A 14,428-nucleotide genomic window follows, 5' to 3' on the forward strand; every position below is an offset into this window, starting at 1 on the left:
AGGGGACGCCGCCTTCCGAGCCCCTAGGAGGAGGCCGCCTTGTCCAGCTGGAACGCCTCGTTGCCCAGGCCGATCCGGGCGTGCGCCTCGGGTGAGCGGGCGCGCAGAAGCAGGCCCTGGACCACGCCGACGAGCAGCGCCAGGCCGATGATGCCGGGCAGGACCCAGCTCAGGGACGAGCCGGGGCCGGAGCCGACCAGGACGTCGAAGTCCTTCACCGTGTAGCCGGCGATCACGAGCAGGGCGAGGCCGGCGAGGGCGGAGGTGACCAGGCGCCAGGCCTGGGCGCCGACGGCACCGCGCCGGGCGAAGAAGACGACCACGGAGAAGGAGGCCGCCGCCATCAGCACGATCACCCCGAGGGCGCCGATGTTGCCGAACCAGGTGAACAGGTGCAGGACGGGGACGGTCGGGTCGCCGGTCGGCTTGTCGTCGGCGACCGCGAAGGCGACCACGACCACCACCGAGACGACCGTCTGGAGCAGGGACCCGGTGCCGGGGGCGCCGCTGGTGCCGGTGGTACGGCCGAAGGCGCCGGGGAGGAGTCCCTCGCGGCCCATGGCGAAGGCGTAGCGGGCCACGACGTTGTGGAAGCTGAGCATCGCGGCGAACATGCCGGTCACGAAGAGGATGTGCAGGACGTCGGTGAAGGTGCCGCCGAGCCGGGACTCGGTGAGGCCGAAGAGCAGCCCGGCGCTCTGCTTCTGCGACTCGCCGACGATCGCCGAGGGGCCGGTGGCGACGGTGAGGGCCCAGCTGCTGAGCGCGAAGAAGACGGCGACCCCGCCGACGGCCAGGAACATCACGCGGGGCACCAGCACATGCGGGCGGCTGGTCTCCTCGGCGTACACGGGGGCCTGCTCGAAGCCGAGGAAGGCGGCGATGCAGAAGCACAGGGCGGTGCCGACGCCCGCGCCGGTGAGGGTGTCCGGGTTGAAGGCGTGCAGGGACAGGCCCTCCTTGCCGGGGTCGGCGACGGCGGCGATGTCGAAGATGACCACCAGGACCACCTCGATGACCAGCAGGACGCCGAGCACCTTCGCGTTGACGTCGATCTTCAGCCAGCCCAGCGCGCCGACGACGAGCGCGGCCACCAGGGCCGGTATCCACCAGGCGACGTCCATCTCGGCGTAGGTGGCGAAGAGGCCGGAGACCTCGAAGCCGAAGATGCCGTAGATGCCGACCTGGAGGGCGTTGTAGGCGACGAGGGCGACCATGGCGGCGCCCGCGCCGGCGGTGCCGCCGAGGCCGCGGGAGATGTACGCGTAGAAGGCGCCGGCGTTGTGGACGTGCCGGCTCATCTCGGCGTAGCCGATGCCGAAGAGGACGAGGATCACGCCGAGGAGGACGAAGAGTAGGGGCTGTCCGACGATGCCCATCACCGCGAATGTAGTGGGCATGACACCCGCGACCACCATGAGGGGGGCGGTCGCCGCGAGCACCGAGAGCAGCAGGCCCCCGGTGCCGAGGCGGTCGGCGCGCAGGGCCCGTTCCTGACCCTTGAAGGTACTGATGCCGTCGGTTCTGCTCGGGCTCGAACTGTCGGTTGTCACGGGGGGACCGTCCTTTTCGGGGAAGGGGGCGTCGGAGGCTGGGGGGTGGTGTCGGGGGCGTCGGGCGGTGTCGGGGGCCTCACGTCGTGCCGAGCGCGCTGTCGCGGGCGGCGCGGAAGGCGGCTGAGGGGTCCCGGTCGGGGTACGACCAGGGGCTCGGGGTGGCGTGCTCGCCGATGCGGTGGAACAGGGCGGCGGCCTCGGCGCCCCGGCCCTCGCAGACCTTGGCGTGGGCGAGGAAGTTGAGGTCGACCAGGCGGCGGGGGTGGCCCTCGTGCTCCCACTCCAGCCACCAGTCGAAGGCGGCCTTCATCACCTGGCGGGCCCGGCGCCCCACCCAGTGCCCCGAGGCGACCGGGTCGGGGGGCTCGTGGCCCGCGGTGGCGAGGACGCGGTAGCGCTCGGCGTGCGCGATGACCGGGAGGATCGCGAGCGGGGAGTCGGCCGGGGCCTGCTCGGCGGCCCAGTTCGCGAAGTCGTAGACCTCGTGGAGGGGGTCCGGGCCGGTGTCGGCGCGGTGCTCGGCGAGCCGGGCGACCATCAGGTGGTGGGCGTGGTGGTGGTCGGCGTAGCGGCTGCGGACCTCGTCGAAGATCCGGACGGCGTTCCCGGCGCCGACCGTGCCCTTCTCCAGCATGAGCATGCCGAGCCAGGGGGTGGGGTCGGCGGGGGCCCGCTCGGCCGCGGTACGGCAGGCCTCGCGGGCGCGGTCCGGCTTCTCCTTGCCGCGCAGGGCACGCTGGACCTGGGCGAGGGCGAGCAGGACGGCGGCGTCGGCGGACTCGGGTTCGGCGAGCAGCCAGTCGCGGGTCCAGGCGGCGCTGTAGGGCTCCAGGGCGAGGACGGTCACGCGGTGGCCGCGCAGGTCCCAGTCGTCGCCGGAGTGGGCGAGCAGGGAACGGGCGGCCTGCCAGCGGCCCTGGGCCAACGCGGCGCGGGCAGAGGCGAGTTCGGCGTCGTCGAGGGCGGCGTCGAAGGCCTGGGCCGCGCGTCTGCGGCTGCGGCCCAGTGGTGGCGGGGGTGGAGACACCGCGGAGACTTCCTCACGCGACGTTGCTCGACGTCGTAGTTCGGTTGTGTGGGCAACTGGTCACGGACAGCAAACCGGCAGCCAATGGTTCCCGTCAAGGCTGGAGCGGGTGTTACACGGTTCAACTTCCGTTACGGATGGGGCAGTTGTGATCACCGACGGCGGGGATCGGGGCGTGCGTGTGGCGTACGCCATGGCGCTGCGGGGCCCGCCGTCGGAACATGGCGGGACGGTCGTACGGGGTGACCGAGTCAACCACCCGGTTCCGGGTACTCCGGGGAGCAAGCCGGGCCCGGGGGCGCTACAGTCGGCCCCTAACCCGCCCCGCAGCCCGGCCCAGTGATCGAGGTACGCAGCGTGTCGGTTCTTGTTCTGGTTCTCGCCGTGAGCGCCGCCTCCTGCCTGGGCTTCGGTTTCGTCCTCCAGCAGAACGCCGCTCAGCGGGCACCCCTGAACGACTTCCTCTCGCCCCGGCTGCTCCTGGACCTGATGCGGGTGCCGCGCTGGCTCGGCGGTATCGCGCTGATGGTGGCCGGCATGGTGCTCGGCGCGATCGCGCTGGGACAGGGCGAGATCTCCCTGGTGGAGCCACTGCTGGCGACGAACCTGCTGTTCGCGATGGCCCTCTCCCGCCACCAGACCAAGCAGTCGCTGGGCCGCCAGGGCTGGGCGGGCCTGCTGCTCCTCGCGGGCGGGGTGACGGCGTTCATCGTCGCGGGCGAGCCGCGCGGCGGCACGGCGGTCGCCGACCCCTTCCGGCACTGGCTGATCATCGGCGCGATGATCGGCCTCGCGCTGCTCCTGACGACGTACGCGAAGCGCTCCCGCCTGGTCGCGGGCCCGGCCCTGCTGGCGGTCGCCGCCGGCCTGCTCTACGGCGTCCAGGACGCCCTGACCCGGGTGAGCGGCCAGCGCTTCTCCTCCGGCGGCCTGGTGGAACTGCTGACCGGCTGGCAGCCCTACGCCGTGCTGGCCCTCGGCGTCACCGGGCTCGTCCTGGTCCAGAGCGCCTTCGAGACGGCGTCCCTGCGGATGTCCCTGCCGGCCCTCACCGCCGCCCAGCCCCTCGCCGGCATCATCTGCGGCGTGGGCTTCCTCGGCGACCGCCTGCGCACCGACACGGGCGCCCTGGTCTGGGAGGCGGCGGGCCTCGCGGCGGTCGTGGTGGGCATCGTGCTGCTGGGCCTGCACCCGGCGATGCCCTGCGGGACGCCGGAGCGACCGGCACGGTCACGGAACCTCCAGCCGAGCTGAGCGGGCCGGACCCCGCGACCTGGCCCGCGGCCCCGGGACGAGGGGCTGCTTGGATGGGTCCATGAGTTCTGCTGACGAGATTCTCGACATCGTCGACGAGGACGACCGGGTCGTCGGACAGTCGCCGCGCGGTGCGGCGTACACCGAGGGACTACGGCATCGGTGCGTGTTCATCCAGGCCCGCGACTCCGAGGGACGCCTCTTCGTCCACCGCCGTACGCCGGACAAGCTGGTCTTCCCCTCCTTGTACGACATGTGGGTCGGCGGAGTCGTCGGCGCGGGCGAGGCCTACGACGACGCGGCCCTGCGGGAGGCCGAGGAGGAGCTCGGGGTCTCCGGGCTCCCCGCCCCCGAGTTCCTCTTCAAGTTCCTGTACGACGACGGGGCCGGCAGGACCTGGTGGTCCTCGGTCTACGAGGTCCGGTGCGAGCTGCCGGTGAACCCCCAGGTCGAGGAGGTCGCCTGGTACGACTTCCTGCCGGAGGAGGAGGTCGAGCGGCGGCTCGGCGAGTGGGAGTGGGTGCCGGACGGGCTGGACGCGTACGAGCGGCTCCGCGCCTACCGGGCGACCGGCTGACCCGTGAGCGCGGCGGCCAGGGCACGTGCCTGCGCCGCGCTGATCCCCCGGCCGAGCTGCACCGTACGCGGGCTCCACGCCCCGTCGCACACGGGCAGCACACCGGGCCCGGACGTACCGCCGCTGAGCGGGCCGGCACCCGGCACCGTCCAGGTGGGCGGGTCCCAGAACTGGTGGTCCAGGAGTTTCTCCGCGACTTCGGACGCCGCCTCCCCGGCCACCCCGACCGCCCGCAGCGCGCCGGCGATCCGCTCCACCGCCTCCGCCTCGGGCGTGTCCGCGTCGCCGAACGCGGGGAGCAGCAGAAGCAGCCGCAGATCCGGGTCGCGTACGCCCTCCGCCTCCGCCGGGGCCGACTCCGCCACGGCGAGCAGCTCCGGCCAGGACAGTCCGGGTCCGCTGAAATGGCCGTCGAGCGAGGCCAGATCCATGTGCCGGTCCCAGTCGGGGTGCGTGACCAGATAGTCCGTGCCGGCCTCGCCCGGGAAGTTGCGGTGGACGATCCACAGCACATGCCCGCCGGCCAGGGGTATGCGGAACGCCGGCCATGTCTCCTCCGCGCAGTGCAGGTCGGACATGGCCTCGTCGACGTCCGCCGAGTCGGCGCCGAACAGCTCGGGCTCCGCCACGAACTCGTCGAAGACCGGGAGGTAGTACGCGGGCCAGAACCCGGGCGCCTCGACGAGGTGCTCGGCCGGCGCGATGCCGTGCCCGGGCACCGCGTATCCGGTCAGCGACGGGGGAAGATCCATGCCCCGAACCGTAACGGGCGGCACTGACAACGCCCCTCGTCAGGGCCCCGGTAGGGTCGGCCCGTGACTGGTTTTGTGCGGAACGTCCGGCTGTGGTTCGCGCCCGAGGTGGTTCGGGAGGAGGGGAGTACGCCCGACTACCGGTTCTCGCTGGCCAACGAGCGCACCTTCCTGGCGTGGCTGCGGACCGCCCTGGCGCTCATCGGCGGGGGTTTCGCCGTCGATCAGTTCCTGCCGGATCTGCGCTGGGCCTGGCGGGTCGGGCTGGCGCTCGCGTTGCTCGTGGCCGGGGTGCTGTGTTCGTTGCGGGCGGTCAATCACTGGATGCGGTGCGAGCGGGCGATGCGGCGGGGCGAGGATCTGCCGGTGTCGCGGTTCCCGGCGCTGCTGAGTGTGGTCGTGGCGGTCGTCGCCGTCGCCATGGTCGTCGTCGTGCTCGTCGGGTGGGAGGGGTGAGCGCGACCGGCCCCGCCGGTCCCGCCGAGGAACGGGACCCCGGGCTCCAGCCGGAGCGCACCCGCCTCGCGTGGCGTCGTACGACCCTCGCCGGCACCGTCTCCGCCGTGCTCGCCGTGAAGGCCGCACTGCACGGCGGTCCGTCCACCGCCGGGGTCGTCGTCTGCGCCCTGGTGTGCGGCCTCTGGCTGGGCTTCCTGCTCCTCGCTCACCGGCGCATCCGTGCCCTCGCGGCTCTCGCGAGCCCCTCCGCGATCACCCCGCGCCACGCCACGGCGGCGGCCCTGTGCACCGTCGCCCTGGCCGTCTGCGGAGCCGCCCTGGTGCTCTGAGCGGGCCGGGCGAAGCCGACTGCGGTTCGGCGACCCCCCAAGGGGCGCGGGGAACTGCGCGACCAGCCACGACGGCGCCGCAGTCGACCGACGGCCCATCGCGGCGCTTCCGGCGGAGCGCTCAGCCCGCCTCCGGCTCCCCCGACTCCGCCGGTTCCTCCGCCTCCCAGTCCACCGTGACCACGATCTTTCCCCTGGTCCGTCCCTCCTGGCTCAGCCGCTGCGCCTCCGCCGCCCGTTCCAGCGGGAACGACTTCGACACGTGCACCGACACCACGCCCTGTTCCGCCAGTTCGGACAGGCGCTGGAGGTCCTCCGCGTCCGGGCGCACCCAGTAGTAGCGGCCTCCGTAGGAAACGACGTCCCCGTCCGCGATGGACACCAGGCGGCCCTCGGGGGCCAGGAGGTTCGCCGAGGTCGTCAGGGTCTCGCCGCCGATCGTGTCGAAGGCAGCGTCGACGCCCTCGGGAGCCAGCCCGCGCACCCGTTCGGCCAGTCCCTCGCCGTACTCGACCGGCTCGCCGCCCAGGCCCCGTACGAAGTCGTGGTTGCCCGGGCTCGCCGTACCGATGACGCGGGCGCCGAAGTGCCGGGCCAGCTGTACGGCCAGGGAGCCCACGCCGCCCGCCGCGGCGTGCACCAGGACCGTCTCGCCGCGCTTGATCTGGAGCGCCTTCACCAGCACCTGGTAGGCGGTGAGCCCCACCAGCGGCAGACCGGCCGCCTCCTCGAAGGAGAGGTTGCGGGGCTTGCGGGCGAGCGTGCGGACGGGGGCGGCGACGTACTCGGCGAAGGTGCCACGGGAGAGGAAGTCCTCGCGGACGTACCCGATGACCTCGTCGCCGATCGCGAACTCCGTGGCGGACACCCCGAGTCCGACCACGACCCCGGAGACGTCCCAGCCGGGGACCACCGGGAAGACGGGGTCGAGGATGCGTTCGAGATGGCCCTCGCGGGCGTGCCAGTCGACCGGGTTGACCGCCGCCGCCCGGACCTTGACCAGCACCGCGTCGACCCCGACCGTGGGGTCGCGCACGTCCCCGTATGCGAGGACCTCGGGTCCGCCGTAGCGTGAGTAGCTGATGCCCTTCATGGCTCCGACCCTCCGGGGTTCGCGTACGCCACGCAAGCGGGATGCCCGGATATGCGGCGTTCGCGTGGCAGCCTGTCCGACGGCATCGGCACCATCTCCGAAGGCGAGCACCATGACCACCCTGCACCAGGAACACGCCTCCCACTCCCACACCCACGGCCCCGACTGCGGTCACACCGCGGTCCCGCACGGGGACCACGTCGACTACGCGCACGGCGGGCATCTGCACCGCGAGCACAGCGGCCACTGGGACGAGTGCGAGCCGGGCGGGCACGTCACCCACGACGCCCACGAGCACACCCACGGCGACTCCTGCGGACACGAGAGCGTGCTGCACGGTGACCACGTGGACTATCTGCACGACGGTCACCGGCACGCCAAGCACGACGGCCACTGGGACGACCACTGACACCGGGCACCGACCTCAGGCCGCCCGGCCGAGAAGCAGCACCCGACAGCTCCCCGACGCACCGTGCGGGGAGCTGTCGGCCTATGGTGGCGAGGGTGGCGAACCAAGGTGTTCCAGAGGGCGGCTCCGAGGGTGGCTCAGATCACGTTCGCGCTACGCACTGGACGGCATACCGACCGGTCGGCATCATGATTCGGGAACCGTTCACCTGCCCGTAGGAGCGATGCATGAGCCCCGACCATCCGCCCGGACTCGATCTCGACCGGCTGCGCGGCCTGCTGGAGCGCGAGCGGCCCGGACTGGTCCACGGCCCCCTGACCGGCCGGCTGATCGAGGGCGGACGCTCCAACCTCACCTACGCGCTCTCCGACGGCACCTCCAAATGGGTCGTACGGCGTCCCCCGCTCGGCCATGTCCTGGCCACCGCGCACGACATGAAGCGCGAGCACCGGGTGATCAGCGCCCTGCACCCGACGAACGTGCCGGTGCCGCGTCCGGTGCTGCTGTGCGAGGACGAGGACGTGCTCGGGTCGCCGTTCTACGTCATGGAGTTCGTCGAGGGCACCCCGTACCGCACCGCCGACCAGCTCGTGCCGCTGGGCGCGGAGCGCACCCGGCAGGCCGTGCTGTCCCTCGTGGACACGCTGGTCGAGCTGCACGCGGTGGATCCGGCGGAGGTGGGGCTAGCGGACTTCGGGCGCCCCGAGGGGTTCCTGGACCGGCAGCTGCGGCGCTGGGGCAAGCAGCTGGACGCCTCCCGCAACCGTGAGCTGGCCGGCATCGACGAGCTGCACGCGGCGCTGGGACGGCAGTTGCCCACCTCCCCCGCGGCGACGGTGGTGCACGGCGACTACCGGCTCGACAACGTGCTGATCGGGGACGACGACCGGATCAAGGCGATCCTCGACTGGGAGATGTCGACCCTCGGCGATCCGCTCACCGACCTGGGCCTGCTGGTGATGTACAGCATCCCGCTCCAGATGCCCGACTCCCCCGTCTCCACGACCGCCGCGGCGCCGGGACATCCGGATCCGGCCGAGTTGATCGAGCGGTACGCGGCCCGGTCGGGGCGCGATGTCGCCACGGTCTCCTGGTACACGGCGTTCGCGTGGTTCAAGCTCGCCGTGATCCTGGAGGGCATCCACTACCGCTACACCCTGGGCCAGACGGTCGGCGCCGGCTTCGACCGCATCGGCGACCTCGTCCCCGTCTTCATCTCGCACGGCCTGACCACCCTTCAGGAAGGCTGACCCGCCATGGACTTCGCGTTCGACGCGCGCACCGAGGAACTCCGCGCCAAGCTGCTCGCCTTCATGGACGAGTACGTCTACCCCGCCGAGGCGGTGGCGGAGGAGCAGCGGGCCGCGCTGGCCTCGCCGTGGGACACCCCGGCCGTGGTGGAGGAGCTCAAGGCCGAGGCGCGCAGGCAGGGGCTGTGGAACCTCTTCCTGCCCGACTCCGAGTACGGTGCCGGACTGACCAACCTCCAGTACGCGCCGCTCGCCGAGATCACCGGCCGCTCCCCGCAGTTGGCGCCCACCGCGCTGAACTGCGCGGCGCCGGACACCGGGAACATGGAGGTGCTGACCCAGTTCGGCGACGAGCAGCAGAAGAAGCAGTGGCTTCAGCCGCTCCTCGCCGGTGAGATCCGCTCGGCGTTCGCGATGACCGAGCCGGAGGTGGCCTCCTCGGACGCCACCAACATCACGACGTACATCGAGCGCGACGGCGACGACTACGTGGTCACCGGCCGCAAGTGGTACATCTCCGGGGCGATGAACCCGGACTGCAAGATCTTCATCGTGATGGGCAAGACGGACCCGGACGGGGCCGACATCCGCCGTCAGCAGTCCATGGTGCTGGTCCCCCGTGACACCCCCGGCGTCACGGTCAAGCGCGCGATGCAGGTCTTCGGGTACGAGGACCACTCCCACGGCGGCCACGCCGAGGTGATCTTCGACCACGCGCGCGTGCCGGTGTCGAACCTGATCGGCGAGGAGGGCGGCGGCTTCGCCATCGCCCAGGCCCGCCTGGGTCCGGGCCGGATCCACCACTGCATGCGGCTGATCGGCATGGCGGAGCGGGCCATCGAGCTGATGTGCCGCCGCGCGGTGTCCCGTTCGGCGTTCGGCAAGGCGCTGGCCCAGCAGGGTGTGGTGCACAACTGGATCGCCGACGCGCGCGTGACGGTCGAGCAGCTGCGGCTGCTGGTGCTGAAGACGGCCTGGCTGATGGACACGGTCGGCAACCGGGACGCCCACACCGAGATCCAGTCCATCAAGATCGCGACGCCGCGCGCGGTCGTGGACATCATCGACCGGGCGATCCAGCTGCACGGCGCGGGCGGGGTCAGCCAGGACTTCCCGCTGGCCGAGCTGTACGCCGGGGCCCGGACGCTGATGATCGCGGACGGTCCGGACGAGGTGCACCAGCGGTCGCTGGCGCGACGGGAGCTGAAGAAGTACCTGTGAGGTGAGGGGTAAGGGGCGGTCGCCCATGGCGACCGCCCCTTACCCATGTCCTCGTGCGCTTACGGGCGCAGCGCCCTCAGCAGCAGGTCGGCCAGGTGGTCGGCGACCTCCTGCGGGCCCATCGGGCCGTCGGGGCGGTACCAGGTGGACAGGTGGTGGACCGAACCGAAGTGGTAGTCCACCACCAGGTCGGCGGGCGTGGCCTTGGAGAAGACGCCCGCCTCCTGGCCCTCCTCGACCAGCGCGCGGAAGCGCTCGTGGTAGTGCCGGCGGGCGGCGCGCACCTGCTTGTTCTTCTCCGGGCTCAGCTGGTGCATCGAGCGGAAGAAGATCGAGGCGTCGTCGAGGTTCTCGATCGTCGTGACGACGACGTCCGCGGCGGCGCCCCGAAGGCGCTTCTCGATCGGCTCGTCCGCGTCGGCGAACGCGTCGAGGCGCTCCTGCTGGACGCGCAGCACGCGCGCGTACACCTCGTGCAGGAGGTCGTCCTTGGAGCCGAAGTAGTGGTACAGCGCCCCCTTGGTGACGCCGGCCGCCTCGACGATCTCCTGCACGGACGTGCGGTCGTAGCCCTGCTCCGCGAAGAGCCGGGTGGCGGCGGCCAGCAGCCGCTGCGGGACGGGCGTACCGTCTCCGTCGGTCGTCCTGGGCACTGTGCCGCCTCCTGCTTTTCCGATCGCTACTGCTCGTTGTGCCTGCGGGAACGCAGTTCCCGCCGGAGGATCTTCCCACTCGCCGTCTTCGGCAGGTCGGGCAGGATCTCCACCTGTCGCGGGTATTTGTAGGCGGCCAGTCTCTCCTTGCAGTACACCGCGAGTTCATCCGGGTCCGTGTCGGCGCCCGGACGCAGGCTGATGTACGCCTTCACGGTCTCCCCGCGGTACCCGTCCGGCACCCCGACGACGGCCGCCTCGCGTACCGCCGGGTGGGTGTACAGCACGTCCTCGACCTCGCGCGGCCACACCTTGAAGCCGGACGCGTTGATCATGTCCTTCTTGCGGTCGACGACGTACAGCCAGCCCTGCTCGTCCATGAAGCCGATGTCGCCGGTGCGCAGCTCGCCGTCCGGGAAGGTCTCGGCGGTGGCCTCGGGGCGCCGCCAGTAGCCGGGGACGACCTGCGGGCCGCGGACGAGGATCTCGCCCTGCTCGCCGAAGGGCACCTCGGCGCCCTGGTCGTCGACGATCCGTACGACCGTCTCCGGGCCCGGCACGCCCACGGCCAGCGTCCCGGAGGCCGGGTCGACCGGCGCCTCCAGGCCGGGCGGCACGGAGGCGCAGGGGGCGCTGCACTCGGTGAGGCCGTAGCCGTTGCGGATGTACGGCCCGAAGCCCGCCCGGAACTTCTCCACCAGGGCGGGCGGCACGGGGGCGCCGCCGGAGGAGATGTTCACGAAGGACGCGAAGTGGTCCGGGGTGGCGTCCGGGTGGGCGCCCAGCGCCATGAAGGCGGTGGAGGGGCCGACGGTGTAGTGCGGCCGGTGCTCGGCGAACGCCTCCAGCACGACACTCGTCTCGAAGCGGTACGTCAGCACCAGCGTGCCCGCGCTGTTGAGACAGGCGCCGAGCTGGCAGACCATCCCGGTGATGTGGAACAGCGGCGCCAGCGCGTAGTAGACGGGCCCCTCGGGCAGGGCCAGCCCCGTCCGCTGCCGCTCGGCGTTGTACATGATGTTGGCGTGCGTGTTGGTGGCGCCCTTGGGGGTGCCGCTGGTGCCCGACGTGTAGCTGATGAGCGCGATGTCGGACGGGGCCGGATCACGGCCCTCCGGCGCCCGGTGACCCGCGCGGGCCACCGCGGCCAGGTCGTCGGCGTCGGCGGCCTCGGGCAGCCGCTCGAAGGTCAGCACGCGCGCGTCGTCGCGGGTCTGGAAGTCCAGCTCGCAGCCGGTGAGCACGATCCGCACCGGCGAGTCGGCCGCCGTGTCGCGCAGGTACGACTCCCAGGCCCGGTCGGAGCAGATCAGCGCGGCCACCTCGCCGTCCCGCAGGACATGGGTGACCTCCCCCGACTTGTACATCGGGTTGACCGGCACGACGGTCGCGCCCGCCTTCCAGGCGCCGAGCAGGGCGAGCACGAAGTGCGGGGAGTTCTGGAGCAGGATCGCCACCCGGTCGCCGCGCTCCAGGCCGCGCGCGGCCAGGTGCCCGGCGACCGAGTCGCTCAGCTCGTCGACCTCGCGGTAGCTGAGGCGGCCGTCGAAGTAGGCGAGGAAGGGGCGGTCCGGGGCCTCGGCGACAGAACGGCGCAGGGCGTGCACCAGGGAGTCGGCGGGGTCGATCGGGGCGCGCTGGGCGTCGTTCAGCAGCGCCACCCAGGGCTTGGCCGCGTACCGGGACCCGGTCACCGCATCTCCTCCCACTTCTGCTGGATGTGGTTCATGTTGCCGAGCCAGCGGTCGGGCTCGGCGGCCCGGGTCCGGTAGTACTCGGCGACCTCGGGGTGCGGCAGGATCAGGAACCGGTCCTCGGCGATCCCCTGGAAGAGAGCCTCCGCGACGTCGTCCGGTTCCACGGCCGTCGGCTTGAGCACCAGGTCGCCCGCGCTGCCGGTGGCGTTCAGCATGTCGGTGCGCACCCCCTGCGGGCAGATCGCGTGGACCTTGATCCCGCGGTGCCGGTACGTCAGCGACAGATACTCGGCGAAGGCGTACGCCCCGTGCTTGGTGACGCTGTAGGGCGCGGCGCCGATCATGGTGAGCAGCCCGGCCGCGGAGACGGTGGACACGAACCGTCCGCTGCCCCGCTCCAGCCAGTCCGGCAGCAGCGCGTGGGCGGCACGCACGTGTGCCATCACGTTGACGTCCCAGGACGCCGTCCAGCCCGTCTCGTCGAGCTGCTCGTGGAGCTCCCCGCCGAAGGCGACGCCGGCGTTGGCGCAGTAGACATCGACGGTGCCGCCGAGGGCGGTGCGGGCCTCGCCGACGACGGCGGACGCGTCGCCGGGCAACGCGATCCCGCCGATCTCCTCGGCGACGGCCTTGGCGCGATCACCGTCCAGGTCGTTCACGACCACCCGGGCCCCCTCGGCGGCGAACCGCCGGGCGAGAGCGGCCCCGATGCCTCCTCCGGCCCCCGTGACGACGACACCAGCACCCTGAACGGCTTCCACCATCGGTCTCCTTCGACTGCGGCTCTGCGGCGATGACCAGACTAACCAGTCGGTATGTATCAAGGAAGGGGCGAGGTCGTTCCCCCGGACCCGCCGGAGCAATACCGTGCCCCTCATGCGCCTATCCAGACGAGCTCTCCTCGCAGCGACAACGGCAGCAACCGCACTATCCGCCGCACCCCCCGCCTCCGCGGCCCCACACCGTCTGCGCACCGGCTTCGAACGCCTCGCCGCCGACGGCTACGCCCTCCTCGACGGCCGGAGCGTCGGTATCGTCACCAATCCCACCGGCATCACCCGCGACGCCCGTCACATCGTCGACGTCATGCACGCCGACGACCGGGTGAACCTCACCGCCGTCTTCGGCCCGGAGCACGGCTTCCGCGGCACCGCCCAGGCCGGCGGCTCCGAGGGCCGCTACGACGACCCCGCCACGGGCCTGCCGGTCTACGACACGTATCTAAAGAGCGGTCGGCCCCTCGCGGACATCTTCACCGCGTCCGGCGTCGACACCGTCGTCTTCGACATCCAGGACGTGGGCGCGCGCTTCTACACGTACATCTGGACGCTCTACGACTGCATGGAGGCGGCCCAGCTCGCGGGCAAGCGGTTCGTGGTGCTGGACCGGCCGAACCCGGTCACCGGCCGCGCCGCCCTGGGGCCGGTCCTGCACAAGGAGTTCGCCACCTTCGTGGGGCGGCAGCCGATCTCGCAGGCGCACGGGATGACCGTCGTGGAGCTGGCGCGGCTGTTCAACGGGGAGTTCCTCACCGCGCCGGTCCCGCTCGAGACTGTGCGGATGAGCGGGTGGCGGCGGTCGGAGTTCTACGACGCGTCCGGGCTGCCGTGGGTGCCGCCGAGCCCCAACATGCCCACTGCGGACACCGCGTTGGTGTACTCGGGTACGTGTCTCTTCGAGGGCACGAACCTGTCGGAGGGCCGTGGGACCACCCGGCCCTTCGAACTGCTCGGCGCGGAGGGCGTCGACGGGCGCTGGGCCGCGGCCGCGAACGAACTCGCCCTGCCGGGCGTGCACTTCAGGGAGGCGTACTTCGCGCCGACGTTCTCCAAGTTCCAGGGCAAGACGGTCGGCGGTGTGCAGATCCATGTGCACGACCGGGCGGCCTACGACCCCGTGCGGACCGGGATCGCCCTGCTGGTGACCGCGAAACGGGTGTGGAGCGGCTTCGCCTGGCGGCCCGACAACTGGATCGACAAGCTGACGGGTTCCACCCAGGTGCGCACCGCGATCGACGCGGGGGCCGACCCCGACGAGGTGGTCGCCGGCTGGCAGGAGGAACTGGCCGTGTTCCGGGCGATCCGGCGGAAATACCTCGTCTACCGGTGAACCCGAAGTAGTTGAGCCGTTACGTATGGCCAACCACGCCCC

At 71.9% G+C, this 14,428-nt stretch carries 15 protein-coding genes; 8 read left to right on the forward strand and 7 right to left on the reverse strand.

All coding sequences use genetic code 11. The annotated features are described in order from the left end of the window. Positions 1-23 precede the first annotated feature (23 nt). Both ABKA17_RS31530 and ABKA17_RS31535 read right to left on the reverse strand, forming a co-directional pair. On the reverse strand, positions 24-1,553 hold the full coding sequence (locus tag ABKA17_RS31530) for an APC family permease (protein WP_353695697.1): 1,530 nt from the start codon (positions 1,551-1,553) through the stop codon (positions 24-26). Positions 1,554-1,632: 79 nt separating this feature from the next. Then, entirely contained in the window at positions 1,633-2,583 is a 951-nt protein-coding gene (locus ABKA17_RS31535) for an amino acid adenylation domain-containing protein (RefSeq protein ID WP_353695698.1), read from the reverse strand. A gap of 357 nt (positions 2,584-2,940) precedes the next feature. Here ABKA17_RS31535 and ABKA17_RS31540 point away from each other — a divergent pair, with 357 nt between their 5' ends. Both ABKA17_RS31540 and ABKA17_RS31545 read left to right on the forward strand, forming a co-directional pair. Then, a complete protein-coding gene (locus tag ABKA17_RS31540) occupies positions 2,941-3,837 on the forward strand; it encodes a DMT family transporter (protein ID WP_353695699.1) in 897 nt (298 codons plus the stop codon). 61 nt (positions 3,838-3,898) lie between these two features. After that, positions 3,899-4,414 carry an NUDIX hydrolase gene (locus tag ABKA17_RS31545; protein WP_353695700.1) on the forward strand — a complete coding sequence of 172 codons (516 nt, stop codon included), beginning with the start codon at positions 3,899-3,901 and terminating at the stop codon, positions 4,412-4,414. Here ABKA17_RS31545 and ABKA17_RS31550 read toward each other — a convergent pair. Continuing rightward, positions 4,396-5,166, reverse strand: a complete 771-nt coding sequence (locus ABKA17_RS31550) for a hypothetical protein (RefSeq protein WP_353695701.1) — start codon at positions 5,164-5,166, stop codon at positions 4,396-4,398. The two genes, ABKA17_RS31545 and ABKA17_RS31550, sit on opposite strands and share 19 nt — an antisense overlap. A 63-nt stretch (positions 5,167-5,229) precedes the next feature. On the opposite strand from ABKA17_RS31550, the gene ABKA17_RS31555 reads away from it, so the two are divergent. Together ABKA17_RS31555 and ABKA17_RS31560 are read left to right on the forward strand one after the other, a co-directional pair. Next, positions 5,230-5,622 carry a YidH family protein gene (locus ABKA17_RS31555; RefSeq protein WP_353695702.1) on the forward strand — a complete coding sequence of 131 codons (393 nt, stop codon included), beginning with the start codon at positions 5,230-5,232 and terminating at the stop codon, positions 5,620-5,622. Continuing rightward, entirely contained in the window at positions 5,619-5,954 is a 336-nt protein-coding gene (locus ABKA17_RS31560; RefSeq protein ID WP_353695703.1) for a DUF202 domain-containing protein, read from the forward strand. The genes ABKA17_RS31555 and ABKA17_RS31560 overlap by 4 nt, the downstream gene beginning before the upstream one ends. A gap of 121 nt (positions 5,955-6,075) precedes the next feature. Here ABKA17_RS31560 and ABKA17_RS31565 read toward each other — a convergent pair whose 3' ends face one another. Continuing rightward, positions 6,076-7,047 (reverse strand): NADP-dependent oxidoreductase, encoded by a 972-nt coding sequence (locus ABKA17_RS31565; protein ID WP_353695704.1) that lies wholly within the window; start codon positions 7,045-7,047, stop codon positions 6,076-6,078. A 112-nt stretch (positions 7,048-7,159) separates the two neighbouring features. On the opposite strand from ABKA17_RS31565, the gene ABKA17_RS31570 reads away from it, so the two are divergent. The 3 genes from ABKA17_RS31570 (at position 7,160) to ABKA17_RS31580 (ending at position 9,927) form a co-directional block, all read left to right on the forward strand. Then, a complete protein-coding gene (locus ABKA17_RS31570) occupies positions 7,160-7,456 on the forward strand; it encodes a hypothetical protein (RefSeq protein WP_353695705.1) in 297 nt (98 codons plus the stop codon). Between the two features lie 227 nt (positions 7,457-7,683). After that, positions 7,684-8,706, forward strand: a complete 1,023-nt coding sequence (locus ABKA17_RS31575; RefSeq protein ID WP_353695706.1) for a phosphotransferase family protein — start codon at positions 7,684-7,686, stop codon at positions 8,704-8,706. Between the two features lie 6 nt (positions 8,707-8,712). Then, positions 8,713-9,927, forward strand: coding sequence for an acyl-CoA dehydrogenase (locus tag ABKA17_RS31580; RefSeq protein WP_353695707.1), 1,215 nt, complete (start codon positions 8,713-8,715; stop codon positions 9,925-9,927). A 59-nt stretch (positions 9,928-9,986) separates the two neighbouring features. Here ABKA17_RS31580 and ABKA17_RS31585 read toward each other — a convergent pair whose 3' ends face one another. Genes ABKA17_RS31585 through ABKA17_RS31595 form a run of 3 tightly spaced genes read right to left on the reverse strand, consistent with a single transcriptional unit; the run spans position 9,987 to position 13,041 of the window. Next, positions 9,987-10,580, reverse strand: coding sequence for a TetR/AcrR family transcriptional regulator (locus tag ABKA17_RS31585; protein WP_353695708.1), 594 nt, complete (start codon positions 10,578-10,580; stop codon positions 9,987-9,989). Between the two features lie 26 nt (positions 10,581-10,606). Beyond that, on the reverse strand, positions 10,607-12,274 hold the full coding sequence (locus ABKA17_RS31590; RefSeq protein WP_353695709.1) for a class I adenylate-forming enzyme family protein: 1,668 nt from the start codon (positions 12,272-12,274) through the stop codon (positions 10,607-10,609). Then, positions 12,271-13,041, reverse strand: a complete 771-nt coding sequence (locus tag ABKA17_RS31595; RefSeq protein WP_353695710.1) for an SDR family oxidoreductase — start codon at positions 13,039-13,041, stop codon at positions 12,271-12,273. The genes ABKA17_RS31590 and ABKA17_RS31595 overlap by 4 nt, the downstream gene beginning before the upstream one ends. 112 nt (positions 13,042-13,153) lie before the next feature. Here ABKA17_RS31595 and ABKA17_RS31600 point away from each other — a divergent pair, with 112 nt between their 5' ends. Then, a complete protein-coding gene (locus ABKA17_RS31600) occupies positions 13,154-14,386 on the forward strand; it encodes an exo-beta-N-acetylmuramidase NamZ family protein (RefSeq protein ID WP_353695711.1) in 1,233 nt (410 codons plus the stop codon). Positions 14,387-14,428 lie beyond the last annotated feature (42 nt).

The sequence above is a fragment of the Streptomyces sp. RG80 genome (assembly GCF_040446465.1).
Classification (GTDB): domain Bacteria; phylum Actinomycetota; class Actinomycetes; order Streptomycetales; family Streptomycetaceae; genus Streptomyces.